Source organism: Secundilactobacillus collinoides DSM 20515 = JCM 1123, assembly GCF_001435975.1.
Lineage (GTDB): Bacteria > Bacillota > Bacilli > Lactobacillales > Lactobacillaceae > Secundilactobacillus > Secundilactobacillus collinoides.
The window spans coordinates 19,290-38,036 of the sequence record NZ_AYYR01000094.1 but is presented as its reverse complement, the minus strand read 5'-3'; the positions used below and the strand labels follow the sequence as shown (position 1 = coordinate 38,036).

The window sequence follows — 18,747 nt, the reverse complement described above, 5'->3', positions numbered from 1 at the left end:
ATGATTTGCTGCTGGTAAAAAGCTGCCTGTTTGCACTTAATGGTGTAAACGGGCAGCTTTTTTGCGTTGGAATCTACTGATGGGCACGTTTAGCATGGTACTCTCAGCTAAAAATACCGGCTGGTTTTGCTGGTCGCTTCGAAACGCGTGACGGCCTAGACAAATTTGAGCTGCTTTTACATGACTTAGATTGACAAGGGGCAAAGAACGTTCAGCACTAATTTCTCGCAAGTGCCGCTCAGCTAAGCACCCAGTCATTTGTAAAGAAACGTTAATAAGACAATAAAAATTCGATAAAGATACGGTAAAACACGAACTATAGTATGACAAATTTTAGTATAGTTCGATTATAGTGTTGACACAACCGAGTTAACTTGGTACGCTATGACTAACAAACGCAAAGGAGATTTTCAGAATGCAGGTCGCACTTGTCATGGGATCAATTTCTGATTGGCCGTCTGTAAAGCAAACGGCTGATCTGCTGGAACAGTTACACGTCTCGTTTGATAAACACGTTATTTCCGCTCACCGTATGCCTCAGGAACTGCAGGCATTCGGTCAGTCAGCAAAAGACGAACAATATTCTGTCATTATTGCTGCAGCAGGCGGTGCCGCACACTTGCCGGGGATGCTGGCTGCGAACACTACGCTGCCGGTCATCGGGGTCCCGATTCAGACCAAAGCCTTAAACGGTGTTGATTCGTTGCTCTCAATCGTTCAGATGCCGACAGGGATTCCGGTAGCCACAGTGGCTATCGGCAATGCCGGTGCCAAGAATGCCGCCCTGTTAGCCGCTGAGATCATCGCCATTACAGACGACGATGTCAACACCCAGTTAGTTGCTTACCGGGACAAACAGACCAAGGAGGCTATCGCCAGCAATGAGCAGTTACAGTAAGCCAATTTTACCGCCAGCAACCATCGGAATCATCGGCGGCGGTCAGCTCGGCCAAATGATGGCACTGGCAGCTAAAGCCATGGGCTACAAGGTTGGGGTACTTGACCCGACGCCGGCGGCTCCCGCTGGCCAAGTTGCCGACTTTCAATTGGTAGCTGATTATGACAACCAAGAACAGCTTACCGAATTAGCAAAACGATCCGACGTTTTGACCTACGAATTTGAAAACGTTGATCAGGACAGTTTAAACAAGGTGTTACCACTGACCCAGTGTCCACAGGGCGTTGACCTATTAACGATTACGAGTCATCGGCTCCGTGAAAAGGACTTTTGCCGCAACCACGGCTTGCCCGTCACCAACTACGCGTCAGTGAAGACCTTGACGGATCTTAAGCAGGCCGTTGAACAAATCGGGTTGCCCGGTTTGCTGAAAACGGTCGAGGGCGGTTACGATGGCCACGGTCAGTTTGATATCAACAGTACCGCTGATTTTGACAAGGTTGCTGAAGAACTGCCGAACACTGAATGGATCTACGAACAACGGCAAGATTTTGTTCGCGAATTGTCCGTCATGGTCACCCGGGATGGACGCGATAAGGTCGTGGCCTTTCCGGTCAGTGAAAATCAGCATCAGCATCACATTCTGCACACGAGCATCATTCCCGCTCGGGTCAGCACTGAAGTCACTGAACGTGCCACCGACATCGCAGAACGAACGGCCGAAGCCTTAAACCTCAAAGGGGTGCTTGGCATTGAGTTGTTTGAACTGCACGATGGATCGCTCATGATCAACGAACTGGCGCCGCGGCCACATAATTCTGGTCACTATTCGATCGAAGCTTGCAACGTTTCCCAATTCGAAGCACATATTCGCAGTATCTGCGGGTTGCCGATTCCACCGATTCAACAGTTACAACCGGCAGTCATGGTCAATCTTTTGGGTGATGAACTGACAAAGGCCCGTGAGAGCTTAACGGCTCATCCAGAATGGCATTTTCACGATTACGGCAAGGCCGAGATTCGGCCTGCTCGTAAGATGGGGCACATTACCGTTGTTGGCCCGTCAATTGAAGCATTGTTAGCATCTGTTAGTCAATTTCAATAGCATTTAGATAACCAGAAAGGATCTGAATATTTTGGCAACATTGATCAAGGAAGGCAAAGCAAAGCAGTTATTCACAACAGAGGATGAAAACGTCATTCGCGTGCACTATATGAACCAGGCAACCGCATTAAATGGTAAGCGTAAGGAACAGATTGCTGATAAGGGTGAAGTTAACAACCAGATTGACAGTTTAATCTACAACTATCTGCAGTCAAAGGGTATCGAAACGCACTTTATTAAGCAAATCGACGACAGCGACCAGCTCGTTAAGAAAATGACCATGATTCCCCTCGAAGTTGTCATTCGTAACTACGCTTCCGGCAGTTTCCAACGCAAGTTTGATACCGAATACCTGCTGCCTTTCAAAACCCCAGTCCAAGAGTTCTTTTACAAGAGTGACCGCCTTGATGATCCGTTTATGAACGACTCACAAATTTTGGCACTCTCGATTGCTGACGAATCTCAGTTGAAGACCATTCGTGAACAAGCGCTTAAGGTAAACGATGCCTTGACAGAACTCTTCGCTAACGCGGGAATCACCTTAGTAGACTTTAAACTTGAATTTGGTTTTGATCCGGACGGCAAGTTGATTTTGGGCGATGAAATCTCACCTGATTCCTGCCGGTTGGTTGACGCCAAGACTCATGAATCCCTGGACAAAGATGTTTTTCGTAAGCATACCGGCGACGTCATGGACGGGTACCGGACCGTGCTTTCTCGTTTACAAGCCACTCGTTAATTCGACTATCTAAGGAGGAAATCACCAAATGTTTTTAGCGCAAATTCATGTCACATACAAACCATCAATTTTGGATCCACAAGGCGTTGCCATTAAGAATGCAATGCACCGGCTCTCATTTAACGGTGTTGACGCGGTAACGCAAGGTAAGTACTTCGAAGTCACTTTGAATGCTGATTCGAAAGACGCTGCTGAAGAACAAATCGATACTATTTGTGACACGCTATTAGCCAACCCGAACATGGAAACGTACCGTTACGATGTAAAGGAGCTGGCTAACCAATGAAATTTGCCGTGATTAGTTTCCCGGGTTCCAACTGTGACGAAGATCTCTATTACGCCATTGTTGACGGCCTGAAGGAAGAAGCCGAGATCATTCCCCATACGAGTACGCGCTTAGATGGTTTTGATGCCGTGCTCGTCCCTGGCGGCTTTTCATATGGTGATTACCTGCGCACCGGTGCCATCGCAAAATTTGCACCGGTCATGCCAGCGCTGAAGGCATTTGCAGCCACTGGCAAACCCGTTTTAGGTATCTGCAACGGGTTCCAAATTTTAACTGAAGCCGGGTTACTGCCTGGCAGTCTTCAACACAATACAAATATGCAGTTCATTTGTGAACCGGAACCACTGCGGGTCGCAAACCATAACACGATGTTTACAAACGACTTTGCGGCGGATGCCCACATTACACTGCCGATTGCCCATGGTGAAGGAAATTACTACTGTGACGCGGACACCTTAGCGTCACTGAAGGCTAATAACCAGATCGTCTTCACTTACAGTGACAATCCCAACGGCAGTGTTGATGATATTGCCGGCATCATGAACGAACAGGGTAACGTGCTCGGCATGATGCCTCACCCAGAACGTGCCGTTGAGTCTTTACTTGGCAGCAGCGATGGATTAGGCGTTTTTCGGTCACTTTTAGCCACTTTTACAAGGACGGTGTAAATTGATGCAAGAACTGCGTACGGAACCAACCCCAGAACAAATTCGCGATCAAAAGCCCTACAAAGATTGGGGCCTTTCAGAAGATGAATATAACCTGATCAGCACTAAATTATTGCACCGGTTACCCAACTACACGGAGGCCGGACTGTTCGCTGCAATGTGGAGCGAACACTGTTCTTACAAGAATTCTAAGCACGTCCTGCGTAAATTCTGGAACAAGGGCTCACGCGTTATCATGGGTCCCGGCGAAGGTGCAGGAGTCTTAGACATTGGGGACGACCAAGCCGTTGTCTTTAAGGCTGAAAGTCATAACCACCCGAGTTTTGTTGAACCATACGAAGGCGCTGCTACCGGTGTCGGCGGGATTATCCGTGACATCTTCTCAATGGGCGCAAAACCAATTGCTTCACTCGACAGTTTGCGTTTTGGTGAGCTGTCCGATCCAAAGAACCGGTATCTCGTGGACGAAGTTGTTCGCGGCATTGCTGCCTATGGCAACTGTATCGGGATCCCAACGGTTGGCGGCGAAATTGGGTTTGACAGTGTTTATCACGGTAACCCCCTCGTAAATGTGATGTGCGTCGGCCTGATGAACCAAGAGGATTTAAAGAAAGGCCGCGCTACCGGGACTGGCAACAGCATCATTTACGTTGGTGCCAAGACTGGGCGTGATGGGATCAACGGGGCAACCTTTGCCTCAAATGAATTCAGTGAAGAAAAAGAAGCCGACCGTTCCGCCGTTCAAGTGGGTGATCCCTTCATGGAAAAGTTATTAACCGATGCTTGTTTGGAAATCATTCACGACCATTCTGACATTCTTATGGGAATCCAGGATATGGGCGCTGCCGGACTCGTTTCCTCATCTGCTGAAATGGCTTCGAAGGCCAACGACAGTGGTTTGACGATGAATCTGGATCTGGTTCCTCAACGCAAACCTCACATGAACGGTTACGAGATCATGTTGTCTGAATCACAGGAACGGATGCTGCTGTGTGTGAAGAAGGGCGAAGAACAGACTGTTCTGGATATTTTTGCCCGTTATGAGCTGGACGCCGTTGTTGTCGGCCACGTCACTGATGATGGGATGTATAAGCTGACCCAGCACGGTGAAGTAGTGACCAACGTGCCAGTGTCGACCTTGGTTGACGACGTACCTGAGTACGTTCATGAAGGTCGCAAGCCGCAACACATCGTTTCCCCAGCTAAGAATGATCGGCCAGATATTCCGGATGCAACGGCTACCTTGAAGGCGTTATTGCAACAACCGACCATCGCCTCAAAGAAACCCGTCTTCCGTCAGTACGATGCTCAGGTGCAGGCCAACACGGTTGTCACTCCTGGGAGTGACGCCGCCGTTGTCCGCGTTCGGCACACGAATAAAGCCCTGGCCATGACCACTGATTGCAACGGGCGCTACATCTACCTCGATCCTTATCAGGGTGGGGAGATCGCCGTTAGTGAAGCAGCGCGGAACATTGTTGCTGCCGGCGGGACCCCGATCGGCATCACCGATTGTTTGAACTTTGGGAGTCCTGACAATCCTGAAAGCTACTGGTCACTGGACCAATCCGTTCAAGGAATCGCCAAGGCCTGTGAGCTATTTGACACCCCAGTTATTTCCGGGAATGTGTCAATGTATAACGAAACGGATGGCAAAGCCATTTACCCGACCCCAATGATCGGCATGGTCGGTTTGATTGAAGACCTGAAGTACATTACAACACAGGACTTCAAACAGGCCGGCGACGCAGTTTATCTGATTGGTGACACTGGTGATGACTTCAGCGGTTCTGAATTACAAAAATTGCTTGGTCAAACCACACCAAGCGGCACGATCCGCTTTGACTTAGATACTGAAAATGCTAACCAGCAATTGGTTAAACAAGCTATTCGTGATGGCCTGCTGCAATCCGCTCACGATTTAAGTGAGGGTGGACTGGGCGTTGCCCTTGCGGAAGCACTGTTTGACCGCCAGCTTGGCTTTAAAGGCACCACAAAACTGACAAACCGGCAATTATTTGCTGAAACGCAATCCCGTTTCCTTGTCAGTGTGTCTGCTGAAAAGCAAGCCGCTTTTGAGACGCTTGCCGGCGATAAGGCCGTTCAATTAGGCACAACGACTGCCGATGCAGCGGTTGCATTAACGACCGCTGACGGTGAGCTAAACGCTGATAGCAATGAACTTAACGAACTTTACGGAGGCGCACTTGCATGCCTGCTGAAATCAAAGGATTAAATGAAGAATGCGGCCTGTTTGGCATCTGGGGCGAAGCAAATGCGGCTCAGTTGACATACGATGGCCTGCATAGTCTCCAACACCGGGGCCAAGAGGGTGCCGGCATCGTTAGCAACGACCAGGGTCAGTTTTATCGGCACCGTGGGCTCGGCCTGCTGGCTGAAGTCTTTCGTGATTCTGAAACCATTCATCAGTTGTACGGCACCTCTGCCATTGGGCATGTCCGCTACGCAACTGCTGGCAATCATGGGGTGGAGAACATTCAACCCATGTTGTTCAGTCACGATGAAGTCGGGGAATTTGCGCTGGCACATAACGGTAACTTGACCAACGCTGATACCATCCGCGGCGAATTACGCGAAAAGGGTGTCACTTTCCAAGCCACTTCTGATAGTGAACTACTTGGTGAACTGGTGACCACTAGCGATGAAGACGGTTTTATTAACCAATTAAAGGCGTCTTTGAACCATATTCATGGTGGGTTTGCCTATCTTTTGATGACCCCGCACATGATGGTGGCCGCGTTGGATCCCAACGGATTTCGGCCACTCGTTGTCGGTAAAATGCCCGATGGTGCAACGGTGATCTGCAGTGAGACTTGTGCGCTGGACCAAGTTGGTGCCAGTTTTGTGCGCGACGTTGAACCAGGTGAGATCATCATCGTGACCGATGAGGGAATGAAAATCGACCACTTTACGACGGATACTCACTTGGCACTGTGCTCCATGGAATACATCTACTTTGCCCGTCCAGACTCCATCATCCGCGGCATTAGTGTTCACGAAGCCCGGAAACGGATGGGCGCATTAGTTGCCCGTGAGAACCCAGTCAAAGCCGACGTCGTGCTCGGGGTACCGAACTCATCCCTGTCCGCAGCCATTGGTTACGCTCAGGAGAGTGGTATTCCTTATGATATGGGCATGATCAAGAACCAGTACGTTGCCCGGACCTTTATTGAACCGACTCAGGCAAAACGGGATCGCGGTGTTTCAATGAAACTTTCCGTGGTTAAATCTGTTGTTGCCGGTAAGGACATCGTCTTGGTCGATGACTCGATCGTACGTGGGACGACCAGCAAGTACATTGTTCGGTTGCTCAAAAAAGCCGGTGCAAAATCGGTTCACGTTCGAATCGCTTCACCAGCGTTGAAGTTTCCTTGCTACTACGGTATCGATATTCAAACAACCAAAGAATTGATCGCAGCAAATAACACGATTCCTGAAATTTGCACGCAGATCGAAGCAGATTCACTCGCCTTTTTGAGTGTGCCAGGCCTTATCAAGGCCATTGGCGACCTGAATGATGCGGATAACCACGGGTTATGTACCGCCTACTTTGATGGCAACTACCCAACGCCTTTGTATGATTATCAGGCGGGGTTTGACGCCGAAGTAGCCCGACTCGGACTTTATGAAGGAGCGAATACTGGTGACTAGTCAATACGAACAAGCCGGTGTCAACATTGAAGCTGGCGAACAAGCAGTGGACAACATTAAAGACGTTGTTGCTGCCACTCAGGACAGTAATGTGTTACACGGTATCGGCGGTTTTGGTGCCGAGTATGAACTGACCGCGTTGATGGGGCAGTACAAAGAACCTGTTCTGATTTCTGGCACGGACGGTGTTGGGACCAAGTTACTGCTCGCTATTCAGGCAAATCAGCACGCAACGATCGGAATCGACCTCGTTGCCATGTGCGCCAATGATGTGTTGGCGCAGGGGGCAAAACCCTTGTTCTTCCTGGATTATCTTGGTTTGGGTAAACTTGAATCGGACCAGGTGACAACCGTAGTGAGCGGCATTGCTGAAGGCTGCAAACAGGCTGGCTTGTCGCTGATTGGCGGCGAGATGGCTGAAATGCCCGGCATCTATCACAATGGTGACTATGACCTGAGTGGTTTTGCTGTCGGTATCGCTGACAAACAAGCGCTGCTCGGCAGTCACAATGTGCAGGCTGGCGATGTTTTGATTGGCCTTGCTTCTAGCGGAGTACACTCAAACGGGTATTCGCTGGTTCGCAAGATCCTGACTGACGCCCAGTTGGATGTTGACCGTCAGTACGATGGCTTGCCAGACACCTTAATGAACACGTTACTGACGCCGACCGTACTCTACGATAAAGCTGTTCGGCCGTTAATGGATTCAAATTTGGTGCACGCTGCCGCTAACATTACCGGTGGCGGGATTATTGAAAACCTGGCACGAATGATTCCGGCCAGCCTCACGGCAGAAGTCGATGAAGCAACCTGGACGACGCCAGCAATTTTTAGCTTGCTGCAAGACGCCGGCAAGATTAGTCAGGATGAAATGCGCAAGGTGTTCAATATGGGGATCGGCATGGTCCTGATTGTTTCAAGTGATCGGGCGGATGCTGTTCTTGCCCAATTAAGTCAAAGCACGATTCAAGCACAAACTATTGGTAAGGTGGTGAACCGACGTGACCAACCAGTCGAATACGTTGCCCACTAAACGGGCGGCTATTTTTGCTTCCGGTAACGGGACTAATTTTGAAGCGCTGATGCAGGCACAATTACCAATGGACGTTGTCATGCTGGTTTGCGACCACGACAATGTACCGGTTATTCAACGGGCCGCTAAGTTCAACGTTCCGGTAGTCCTCTCAGAAGTGGAAAAAGGGGTGTCAAAGGCCAAACGTGAAACGGCCCTTCTGCAACAATTGCAGGCAGCAAACGTTGACTTCATCTTATTGGCAGGGTACATGCGAATCGTTGGGCCAACCCTATTGCAGGCCTACCCACGACGAATCGTTAACATTCACCCAGCGTTACTGCCATCCTTCCCGGGGCGTACCGGGATCGATGACGCATTTGCCGCCGGTGTTAAAGTGACCGGCGTGACGATCCACTTCGTCGACGCGGGCGTCGATTCTGGGCCGATTATTGCCCAGGAGCCCGTTCGTCGTTATGACGATGACGAATTAAGTGATTTAGAAGCTAGAATTCATGCAGTTGAACATAAATTATATCCAGCAACTGTTCGCAATTTAATTGAAAAAGGAGTGCTCTAAGTGGCTAAATTAGCATTGTTAAGTGTTTCAGATAAAGATGGTATTGTCGACTTTGCCGCTCAATTGACAAAGCGCGGCTTTAAAGTGATCTCCACTGGCGGAACCCTGAAGGCCATTCAAGATGGCGGCGTTGAAGCAACTGCTGTTGAGGACATCACTGGGTTTCCAGAGATGTTGGATGGCCGGGTCAAGACGCTGCATCCTCGCGTTCATGCAGGTATTCTTGCTAAGCGGGACAACCCTGATCACATGGCTCAGCTTGCCGACAACCATATTGATCCGATCGATTTAATTTGTGTTAACCTTTACCCATTCAAAGAAACGATTCAAAAAGATGGTGTTTCTGACGAAGAAGCCATTGAAAATATTGATATTGGCGGGCCTTCAATGTTACGGGCAGCTGCCAAAAACTATCATGACGTCACGGTTATCACGGATAAGGCAGATTACAACGATTTCTTAGACAAGTTTGACGATGGCAGTGCTGACGAATCTTATCGTCGGGGTTTGGCAGCTAAAGTTTTCCGCCAGACCGCTGCCTACGACGCCCTGATTGCTAAATACTTAACTACCGAAGAATTCCCTGAGAAGTTGACCATGACTTTCGAAAAGGTCGAGGACATGCGTTACGGTGAAAACAGTCACCAAAAGGCGGCTTATTATAAGGATCCGATTCCGGAACCTTATTCACTTGCGAATGCTGAACAGCTGCACGGGAAGGCACTGTCATACAACAACACCCGTGATGCGGACGCTGCATTGCGCATCATTGCTGACTTTACTGACAAGCCGACCGTTGTGGCCTTAAAACATATGAATCCATGTGGTATCGGTGTTAGCGACAGTTTGTTGTCTGCTTGGCAACTCACTTTTGATGCTGACCCAATTTCAATTTTCGGCGGGATCATTGCCCTTAACCGTAAAGTTGATTTAGCAACTGCTGAAAAAATGCACGCACTGTTCCTAGAAATCATCATTGCACCAGACTACGATGACGATGCCTATGCCGTTTTAGCAAAGAAGAAGAACTTGCGGATCTTGAAGCTGAACTTCGCACCAATGAAAAAGCAGCGGCAAGACAGTGTCAGTCTGATGGGCGGGTTATTGCTTCAAGACAGCGACACCACGCACGAAACCTACGATCAATTCAAAGTGGTTTCCAAGGCACAACCGACTGAGGCGCAATTAAAGGCACTTCAATTTGGCCAGACCGTTGTGAAGCATGTCAAGAGTAACGCTATCGTTGTGACGTCTGACCATCAAACGTTGGGTGTCGGGGCCGGCCAGATGAACCGGATTGATTCTGTTAAAATTGCGGTCGATAAGGCCAAGGATAAGCCGGACTTTGCGGATGCCATTCTGGCTTCAGATGCGTTCTTCCCAATGGATGATTCCGTTGAGTTTGCTGCCCAAAACGGCATTAAAGCCATCGTTGAACCAGGTGGTAGTATCAAGGACAAGGATTCAATTGCTAAAGCTGATGAATACGGCATTGCACTTGTGTTTAGCGGTGTGCGTCACTTTAAGCACTAAACTGCGTTTGACTATTTGAACAAGATTTGAAAATTGGTATGGAGATATTAAAATACGGGCGGGCGCGTTGCCGATATCCTCGTTAAGATGAGGTATTTAAAGCGGATAGTCTACCTGTTGCAAACGGCAACGTTCAGCGATATCAGGAAAAGCGTCAAAGATCCATTTTCAGGATTTTGGCGCTCTCCTTGTATTCTGGGGGCAGCCGATTGTTTTGACACTCTCCAGAAAGGGCGACAACAATGGAAAATTGGTTAGTAATCGGTGGTGGCGGTCGTGAATTTGCAATTGCGCAAGCCTTAGCAAAAACGGGGGAGCGCACAGTCTTTGTGGCGCCAGGCAACCCTAAAATGGCGATTTTAGAAAATGTGACACCCGTCGCAATTGATGAGTTGGCATTTTCGCAACTGGCATACTTTGCCAAGACACACGATGTGGTCTGCACGGTAGTCGGCCCAGAACAACCTCTATCAAAGGGCATCGTTGACTATTTTGAAGAACGCGGACTAGCAGTCTTTGGTCCATCCGAAAAGGCAGCCCAACTGGAGACTTCTAAGTCGTTTGCGAAGCGAATCATGACTGAAAGCGGCGTTCCAACGGCTGCCTACAAAGAATTCACGGACGCTGACAGCGCCTTAGCATACGCTGAGACACTAACCTATCCGCAGGTCATCAAAGCCGATGGTCTGGCTGCTGGCAAGGGTGTGATCATTGTCAAAACGGTTGCTGAAGCCAAGAAGGCCATTAGCGAGTTGTTTGCTAAACCTGACCAACATAAGGTTTTAATTGAAGCCTTTTTGATCGGTGAGGAATTTTCATTATTCACCATGGTTCAGGGCGACAACATCGTTGTAATGCCGGTTGCACAAGACCACAAGCGGTTAGCAGATGGTGATAAGGGACCGAACACCGGCGGCATGGGTGCTTACAGCCCAGTACCGCACATCAGCGCTGAGTTGGAACAAACGGCCATTGACCAGGTTGTAAAACCTGTTTTGGCAACGATGAAGGCCAACGGAACCCCGTTTAATGGATTCTTGTATTCGGGCCTGATGACAACGGCTGACGGAATCAAGGTTATTGAATTCAACGTACGCATGGGTGATCCCGAGACGCAGGTCGTTTTGCCACAAATGACAAGTGACCTTGGCTCCGCGGTTCAAGACCTGCTGACGGGGAAGACGCCAACGGTTACTTGGCAGACAGGTGACTTCTACCTGGGGACAGTGATTGCCTCTCGCGATTATCCCCGCAACGTTGTGAATGGCCGCCCGTTACCGGAAATCAACAATGATCAAGTGGCCGTCAGCTATGCCGGCGTAGCAAAGGCGGATGATGGCACACTCGTCAGCCATGGTGGCCGGGTCATGATGGTTACAGCAAAGGCTGCTGATCTCAAGGCAGCCCAACAGATCGTGAACCGCACACTTGACGCGGATGTGGATGCTTCGGCTTACACGTTCCGTCATGACATTGGGTACCATGCATTTCAATAGGCATGAGCGGTTGTTCAAATAACAGTGTTGTTGCTTGGATCGCAAATCAAACGGCAGCGCTCACGCACCTATGATAGACACAGAAAAAGCGACCAGCCACTAGCTGATCGCTTTATTTCTGCCCCAAAGGAAATTGGTGAGGGCTTTATTGACGGTGAGATTATATTCGTGAAGCTTGCTGTGTTGTGCGTTGGCACCGGTGACTCGAAGCTCATGGTAGGATGTCACTTCGTTTTTGATCAGGTATGCCAGTGATCTTGCTGAAGGGATGGTAATGACACCATCGGAATTTGATCCGTCCAAAAGGTCGCCATAAATGTTCAGCACACGCGCTTGTTTTGGAAAACGACTGCGAATGTCGAGCAGCTTTTGGTACTCAGGGTGAATGATCTTTGGTCGGCCATCCCACAGTTTGCTCAACGGCGGGTTCTGCGGTTGATTAAGCTTATGGTTATTGATGATACCATCATAGGGACCGCCAATCAGGACGGCACGCTCAAGGCGCGGATACTTGGCATTATTACCGACAAGCATATTGTAGTAGACCCAGGCATATGAGCCCATTGAGTGGCCAACCGCGTTATACCGCTTGACGTGGTATGTCGTTTTGAGCACCCGCATGATTTTCATTAACCAGTGGGCATCCTTCACTTCACCGGCCCGATTATTTTTGAAAATGACCTGAACAATGGGGTTTTTCATTTTATTGTTCAAGTGCCCCTTGATTCTTAATTTCCCATTTGACCGCACGTAGATGATCATGTGGCGCTTTGCAATTTTGAGATTTTGCGCCGAAGCAAATAGCGGTTCTTCCGACTTTCCGGTACCCGTCCAACCATGCACGAAAATGGTTGGGGTACTTGAGAAGCTATAGTCGTGTTTGATGGTCTGCTGCTGGGCATAGTGGGCGTACCAAACACCAAGCCCGAGGCCGCATATCAGACTGATAATTAGGGCAATCAGCAACTCTTTACTTTTCAATTGCGCCTCCCATGTTACAAGTAGATTTCAGAATTATGTCCATTATACCAGAGTTTCTGACAGAGATTTTTTAATTTGCGTCAATGGGTTCCAGCTTAAGAAAGTCTTTTCATTTAGACAAACTACGTGAATTGTCACGCGGACGTCATTATTCTGCGGCTGAGTTGCTCCCTTAAACTTTCTTAAATTTAATTGCTTCATACCGGCATTCATAATACAATAGTAAAGTTATAGTTAAGACAGTCAAACAATGTTAAGACAAAGATGACAATTAGATAAGCGTGCAAGTCAGCACGATGAAAGCAGGGTTTTGAATGACTGAGATGTCAAATAAGGATGACACCTTAACGAATGAAATAGATGCGCAGGACCAAATGGTTAGAGGGTCCGCCTGGATGACGGCTGGGAGCATCTTTTCACGAATTCTTGGGGCGATTTACATTATTCCGTGGGGAATCTGGTTTGGATCCTTCTTTCTTCAGGGAAATGCGCTATATGGTAAAGGGTATAACATTTACAGTTTCTTTTTAATTGCGGCGATTGCAGGAATTCCTTCGGCCATTGCTAAGCAGGTGGCACATTACAATACGTTGAACGAGTATGGGGTAGGTTTTCGACTGTATAAGCACGGGCTGGTATTAGCTGGGGCTACCGGTGTTATCTGTATGCTGGTGCTGTACTTTGGTGCACCGCTGTTTGACGGCGGCGACCCCCATGTGGTACCAGTGTTACATTCACTGGCTTGGGCGGTGTTGATCATTCCTGTAATGAGTTTATCGCGCGGCTTCTTTCAAGGGTACCAAGACATGGCACCCTCGGCCATTTCCCAATTTGTGGAACAGCTGGCGCGTGTCCTCTACATGCTGATCACTGCTTTCTTGATCATGCGCGTGTGGCACGGCAGCTGGATCACAGCGGTGTCGCAGTCAACTTTTGCCGCGTGTGTCGGCGCTATTTTTGGGTTGATTACGCTTGGTGTATATTACTTGCGGCGACGGTCAATGTATCGTGATTTAGTTGCAAATAGTAACAATCAGATCGTTGTACCAGCCAAACAGCTTTACCAGGAAATTTTGCAACAGGCGCTGCCGTTTATCGTTTTGGGCGCCGGTATTACAATTTTTCAGTTGATCGACCAATTTACCTTCTTTAAGTTTATGCCATCGACTGGGATCACCAATAAGGTCATGTTAAACGATTTATTCGCGCTGTTTAGTGTGAACGCCAATAAGTTGATCATGATCACCGTGTCACTTTCATCAGCCTTAGCCATTACTGCGGTACCACTTCTGTCAGAAGCGTTCACCCGTAACGACAAAAAGGACATTAGCGGTCAAATTACAAATGCGGTTCTGCTGTTTGAATTTGTGATGCTGCCAAGTGCGCTGGGAATGGCCGCGATTGCGCACCCGTTGAATATTCTCTTCTATGGGGTTGCGCATAAGGGGCTCGCAGCGGCAGTGCTGGCTTTTTCATCCTTCATGTCGATCATGTTGGGATTGTTCAGTGTGACTTCTGCCATCATGCAGGGGGTCTCGCAAAACAAGCGGGCGGTGCGTTATTTCCTGATTGGGACTGCCGTCAAGTTACTGCTTCAGTGGCCGTGCATCCATTTCATGGGTGTCTTTGGGCCGCTGGTAGCGACAATGATCGGCTTCATCGTCGCTAACTACTTCATCATGCATTGGCTGAACGGTGAATTCGGCGTTGACTACGCCGGCATCGCAAAGAAAACGAACGGGATCCTGAGTTTTTCGCTGATCATGTGCCTCATTGCCTACGTTTTAGTGAAGGTCGTCAGCTGGCTCATTGGCCACTTTATGGTGGTGGATTCACGGGTCGGCAGTACGGTGGTTATCATCTTCGCCGTGGGCATTGCCGGCATGTTTTACGTGTACATGGTCTTGAAGACCCGTTTAGCCGACACCGTGCTTGGTGCCAGAACTGAGCGGTTGCGGCAGGTATTAAAGATAAAATAGCGGGTTCAAGTAAACCTCGATTACAATAAAAAACGAAGTCCTGAAATGATGGACTTCGTTTTTTTCTATTTAAGTGCTTGATGCTCATGCATAAATCGTGGTAGCTGATGCATAATCTGTGTCGGTAACACGACGTACTGGGATTCAGCGAGTTCATCAGCAATGGCACTGTGTGTGTACACGGCGGCTAATACCGCGTTTTCAAGATCAGTGAACTGGGCGGTGAACCCGCCGACCATACCTGCTAGAGTGTCACCCATGCCACCAGTGGCCTGAGCCGGGGTGCCGGTGGGGTTCAAGTAGGTGCCCTTTGCGGTATAAATGCGGGTATGATGTGATTTTAGAACCACGATACCGTTTAGCTCGGCCCGAACCTTTTCGTTTTCATCATTATGCTGATTGCTGATGGGAATACCAGACAACCGCTGCCATTCCATCTCATGCGGGGTAAACACCAGTCGGGCTTTCGGCAGTGTTAGCGATTTGTCGGCGACTAAGGTGATTGCTGAACCGTCAATGATCAGAATCTGGGCTGGTGTGACCGTCTTAAACACTGTTTCAAGGGCGGTCAAGCTGTCTGCGTCCGTTCCAAGACCTGGTCCGACTACTACTGTCGTTGCAGCCTTAACCAGCTGTTCGAGCTGCTCAGTATCGTGAAAATCAGCGACCATGGCCTCTGGCAATCGAGAATGCAGGCTCACGAAGTTTACCGGGTCCGTCAGGGTGGTGTTCAGGCCAGCGCCACTGTAGACAGCAGCTTCGGTGGCCATCATGATGGCCCCGCCGAACTGCGCGTTGCCGCCGACCAGGCAGACCCGGCCGTAAGTGCCTTTATGACTTTTATCAGGGCGAATGCGAATCGTATCGCGTAATATTTGTTCCGTTAAGGTTTCCATCTTATTTGCCTCCGTTCATCACGTTATCTCGAGTATAGCACGCCTGACAGAAGAAAGACTGATTCAAACAGGTAAACTGGGCGACCTATGGTAAAATGGAGGTAGTAATGAGATGGAGGGACTTTCATGACAATTGATTGGAAACAAGCAGCTGCGGCTCATCGCGACGCTTATTTAAATGATTTAAAGGACCTTATTGCAATTCAAAGTGTCCGTGACGACAGCAAGAAAACGGCAGATGCACCGTTGGGTCCAGGCCCGGCAAACGCACTGCAAGCATTTTTGAAATTAGCTGAACGTGACGGCTTTGAAACGACAAACTTAGATAATTTAGCCGGTTTTGTGGAATACGGAACGGGTGATGAAACGGTTGCGATTCTTGCCCACGTCGACGTGATGCCGGCTGGTGAAGGTTGGGACACTGACCCCTTCAAGTTGACAATTAAGGACGGCAACGCATTCGGTCGCGGCACCTCGGATGATAAGGGGCCTGCTTTGGCGTGCTACTATGGCTTGAAGATTCTTAAGGAACAGGGCATCAAACTGAACAAGAAGATCCGGTTTATTCTTGGCACCGATGAGGAAAGCGGCTGGACCGGCATGACCCACTACTTCAAAACGCAACCAGAACCGACGATGGGTTTTTCACCCGATGCTGAATTTCCGCTGATCAACGGTGAGAAGGGAAACGTTTCCTTTACGTTGACGATGGCAGGAGAAAACGGCGGCGAATTCACGCTTAAGTCATTTACCGCTGGGCTTCGTGAAAATATGGTACCGCGTGATGCACACGCGGTTGTCGAAACAAGCGATAACGAATCCCTGGTCAGTGATTTCACGAGTTTTTTAGATAATCAGCCCGTCACGGGAGATGTGACGACGGATGGTGACGGTGTGCACCTGCACGTCATCGGTAAAGCCGCCCACGGCATGGAACCCAAAAATGGCATCAACGCTGGTACTTATTTGGCACTGTTCTTAAAGAACTACGCGTTTGCTGGGGATGCAAAGGCGTTTCTAAACTTGTTAGGCGACCAGCTGCACAACGATTCACGTGTTACTAAACTGGGCTTGGCCTTTTCGGATGACATCATGGGTGAACTGACAATGAATGTCGGTGTCATGGCCTTTGATGCGGAAAAGGGCGGCCATATCGTTTTGAACTTCCGTTATCCGAAGGGCATCGGTTCTGACGATATTGAAAAAACACTTGCTGACGTTGCTAAATTCAACCATTTTGAAATCGAAAAAGGGCGTGAAATGGTCCCACACTATGTCTCACCAGATGATCCAATTGTGACGACATTGATGGGCGCCTACCAAGAATTGACGGGTGACAAAGCTGCCGAACCAGAAGTTGTTGGCGGCGGGACCTATGGCCGGCTAATGAAGCGCGGGGTTGCGTTTGGGGCGTTATTTGCCCACACGCCTGACACGATGCACCAAGTTAATGAGTTTCAGCCGGTTGATGATCTGTTGACCGCGATGGCCATCTATGGGCGGTCGATCGAGGCCTTGTCTAACGAACTTGCGGATTAAGGATGATCTTTAGGAGGTGCGCTTATGACACTCAGCGCAAATTACCACCATATTCTCGTTGGAATTGATGGGTCAAAACAAGCGCAGCTGGCGGTCCAAAAAGCGATTGCGGTTGCGCAGCGAAACCATGCTGAATTAACAATCGTCAGCGTGCTGAACGTCAGCAAGCTGCTTGGATTGGGTGAAAATCAGCTCGGCTTTGGGTTTGTAGATCAGGACATGCTGGATGAAATTAAAGGAAAAATTGAAAAATTACTATCAAAGAATGTTGCGAATGCCAAAACCGCCGGCGTCACAACTGTCACTAGTGAGATTCTCTATGGTAATCCAAAATCGGAACTCGCTAAGAACCTGCCTGCCAAGTATGGGACCGATTTAATCATGCTTGGCGCGACTGGCGCCAATGTGGTTGAACGCATGATGTTAGGTTCAAATGCCAGTTATGTCGTGGCTAACGCACGCTGTGATGTTTTGATTGTGCGCACTGATGTGTCGAACATGGCGATTTCTAATAAATGAGTGATAACTTAGCTGTAAAAAGCCCTTCCAACAAGCCACCGTTGGAGAGGCTTTTTGGTATGGTAATAAAACGATTGCGACTGGTGAAGTGTGGGAAACAAAAGAAAATAGATGAATTTACAACTTATCGGGTCAAACCAGACATTTTGTGCTATACTAGCGACAATATGAAATTGTTATAACGAAAGGACATTTAAGCCATGAATGAAATTAAATCGCAACGTAAGATCATCCAAGTGGGGAATTCGCTGGCTGTAACGATTCCAGCAAACGTTGCTCACAAACTCAAAGTGGACAAGGGTGACATGCTAGACGTTGCTTTCCGCAAAAATAATCAACTGGACGACGAATTTGAAGCCGGTCTGGACGCTGCCATGGCCCAATACGCTGGTGCCTTGGAACTGCTTAACGGAGGTGACCAGGCCTAATGCGGTACCTGACGAGTTATGAATTAATTGCCATCAATGCCCGCATTGATATCCATCAAAAACAACAACCTGGTCTTGCGAAAGCAGAACAATTGAACCGGGTCATCGCAATTCCGCAAGCAGATTTCTATGAGAATAGCCTGCGGGAAGCCGTTTCAAATAAAACGGGCTATTTATTTGCTTCCATTGTCCGAGGCAAACCGTTTGTAGATAACAATTACCAAACGGCAATCATCGCGGTTGCTGAACTAGCGAACCTCAACGACTATGAACTGACCTTTACCAGTCAAGAAATGGTCGACTTGGCGAAAAAAATCGACCAGACGAAAAATGCCGAATTAGATTATGGACAGTTGTTTAAGTTGTTTAATGAGCATTTGAAAAGTAACTAGAGAGAGTGAAGCAAGGCGCCTAGA

Annotated in this window: 18 protein-coding genes; 16 read left to right on the top strand and 2 right to left on the bottom strand. The window is 48.7% G+C overall.

Going from position 1 to position 18,747, the window contains the following annotated elements:
• Window positions 1-415 precede the first annotated feature (415 nt).
• From purE to purD, 11 genes are all read left to right on the top strand, one after another.
• Window positions 416-898, top strand: a complete 483-nt coding sequence (gene purE, locus FC82_RS13605; protein WP_054762112.1) for a 5-(carboxyamino)imidazole ribonucleotide mutase — start codon at window positions 416-418, stop codon at window positions 896-898.
• Window positions 882-2,003 carry a 5-(carboxyamino)imidazole ribonucleotide synthase gene (purK, locus tag FC82_RS13600; protein WP_056997282.1) on the top strand — a complete coding sequence of 374 codons (1,122 nt, stop codon included), beginning with the start codon at window positions 882-884 and terminating at the stop codon, window positions 2,001-2,003. The genes purE and purK overlap by 17 nt, the downstream gene beginning before the upstream one ends.
• 28 nt (window positions 2,004-2,031) lie before the next feature.
• Window positions 2,032-2,742, top strand: a complete 711-nt coding sequence (gene purC, locus FC82_RS13595; protein WP_054762114.1) for a phosphoribosylaminoimidazolesuccinocarboxamide synthase — start codon at window positions 2,032-2,034, stop codon at window positions 2,740-2,742.
• Between the two features lie 28 nt (window positions 2,743-2,770).
• Window positions 2,771-3,028, top strand: coding sequence for a phosphoribosylformylglycinamidine synthase subunit PurS (purS, locus tag FC82_RS13590; RefSeq protein ID WP_054762116.1), 258 nt, complete (start codon window positions 2,771-2,773; stop codon window positions 3,026-3,028).
• Complete coding sequence (purQ, locus tag FC82_RS13585; protein ID WP_056997281.1) at window positions 3,025-3,696, top strand: phosphoribosylformylglycinamidine synthase subunit PurQ; 672 nt, start codon at window positions 3,025-3,027, stop codon at window positions 3,694-3,696. The genes purS and purQ overlap by 4 nt, the downstream gene beginning before the upstream one ends.
• A gap of 4 nt (window positions 3,697-3,700) precedes the next feature.
• Window positions 3,701-5,932, top strand: a complete 2,232-nt coding sequence (gene purL, locus FC82_RS13580) for a phosphoribosylformylglycinamidine synthase subunit PurL (RefSeq protein WP_056997287.1) — start codon at window positions 3,701-3,703, stop codon at window positions 5,930-5,932.
• Window positions 5,908-7,368 (top strand): amidophosphoribosyltransferase, encoded by a 1,461-nt coding sequence (gene purF, locus FC82_RS13575; RefSeq protein ID WP_056997280.1) that lies wholly within the window; start codon window positions 5,908-5,910, stop codon window positions 7,366-7,368. Before purL ends, purF begins: the two co-directional genes overlap by 25 nt.
• Window positions 7,343-8,401 carry a phosphoribosylformylglycinamidine cyclo-ligase gene (gene purM, locus FC82_RS13570; RefSeq protein ID WP_054762118.1) on the top strand — a complete coding sequence of 353 codons (1,059 nt, stop codon included), beginning with the start codon at window positions 7,343-7,345 and terminating at the stop codon, window positions 8,399-8,401. The genes purF and purM overlap by 26 nt, the downstream gene beginning before the upstream one ends.
• The gene (gene purN, locus FC82_RS13565) at window positions 8,391-8,960 is read left to right on the top strand and encodes a phosphoribosylglycinamide formyltransferase (protein WP_054762134.1); all 570 of its coding nucleotides are present in this window, start codon (window positions 8,391-8,393) and stop codon (window positions 8,958-8,960) included. Before purM ends, purN begins: the two co-directional genes overlap by 11 nt.
• Entirely contained in the window at window positions 8,961-10,493 is a 1,533-nt protein-coding gene (gene purH / locus FC82_RS13560; protein WP_056997279.1) for a bifunctional phosphoribosylaminoimidazolecarboxamide formyltransferase/IMP cyclohydrolase, read from the top strand.
• A gap of 242 nt (window positions 10,494-10,735) precedes the next feature.
• Window positions 10,736-11,989 (top strand): phosphoribosylamine--glycine ligase, encoded by a 1,254-nt coding sequence (gene purD / locus FC82_RS13555; RefSeq protein WP_054762120.1) that lies wholly within the window; start codon window positions 10,736-10,738, stop codon window positions 11,987-11,989.
• Between the two features lie 99 nt (window positions 11,990-12,088).
• On the opposite strand, the gene FC82_RS13550 is transcribed toward purD, so the two are convergent.
• A complete protein-coding gene (locus FC82_RS13550) occupies window positions 12,089-12,970 on the bottom strand; it encodes an alpha/beta hydrolase (RefSeq protein ID WP_056997278.1) in 882 nt (293 codons plus the stop codon).
• Between the two features lie 314 nt (window positions 12,971-13,284).
• Here FC82_RS13550 and FC82_RS13545 point away from each other — a divergent pair, with 314 nt between their 5' ends.
• A complete protein-coding gene (locus tag FC82_RS13545) occupies window positions 13,285-14,949 on the top strand; it encodes a putative polysaccharide biosynthesis protein (RefSeq protein WP_082620378.1) in 1,665 nt (554 codons plus the stop codon).
• Between the two features lie 65 nt (window positions 14,950-15,014).
• On the opposite strand, the gene FC82_RS13540 is transcribed toward FC82_RS13545, so the two are convergent.
• A complete protein-coding gene (locus FC82_RS13540; RefSeq protein ID WP_054762123.1) occupies window positions 15,015-15,845 on the bottom strand; it encodes an NAD(P)H-hydrate dehydratase in 831 nt (276 codons plus the stop codon).
• Between the two features lie 126 nt (window positions 15,846-15,971).
• Between FC82_RS13540 and pepV the strand changes: the two genes are divergently transcribed.
• The 4 genes from pepV (at window position 15,972) to FC82_RS13520 (ending at window position 18,723) form a co-directional block, all read left to right on the top strand.
• Complete coding sequence (gene pepV, locus FC82_RS13535; protein ID WP_054762125.1) at window positions 15,972-17,384, top strand: dipeptidase PepV; 1,413 nt, start codon at window positions 15,972-15,974, stop codon at window positions 17,382-17,384.
• Between the two features lie 24 nt (window positions 17,385-17,408).
• Window positions 17,409-17,903, top strand: a complete 495-nt coding sequence (locus FC82_RS13530) for a universal stress protein (protein ID WP_054762128.1) — start codon at window positions 17,409-17,411, stop codon at window positions 17,901-17,903.
• A 200-nt stretch (window positions 17,904-18,103) separates the two neighbouring features.
• Complete coding sequence (locus FC82_RS13525) at window positions 18,104-18,331, top strand: AbrB/MazE/SpoVT family DNA-binding domain-containing protein (protein ID WP_054762130.1); 228 nt, start codon at window positions 18,104-18,106, stop codon at window positions 18,329-18,331.
• A complete protein-coding gene (locus FC82_RS13520; protein ID WP_054762132.1) occupies window positions 18,331-18,723 on the top strand; it encodes a hypothetical protein in 393 nt (130 codons plus the stop codon). The genes FC82_RS13525 and FC82_RS13520 overlap by 1 nt, the downstream gene beginning before the upstream one ends.
• The last annotated feature ends 24 nt before the right edge of the window (window positions 18,724-18,747 follow it).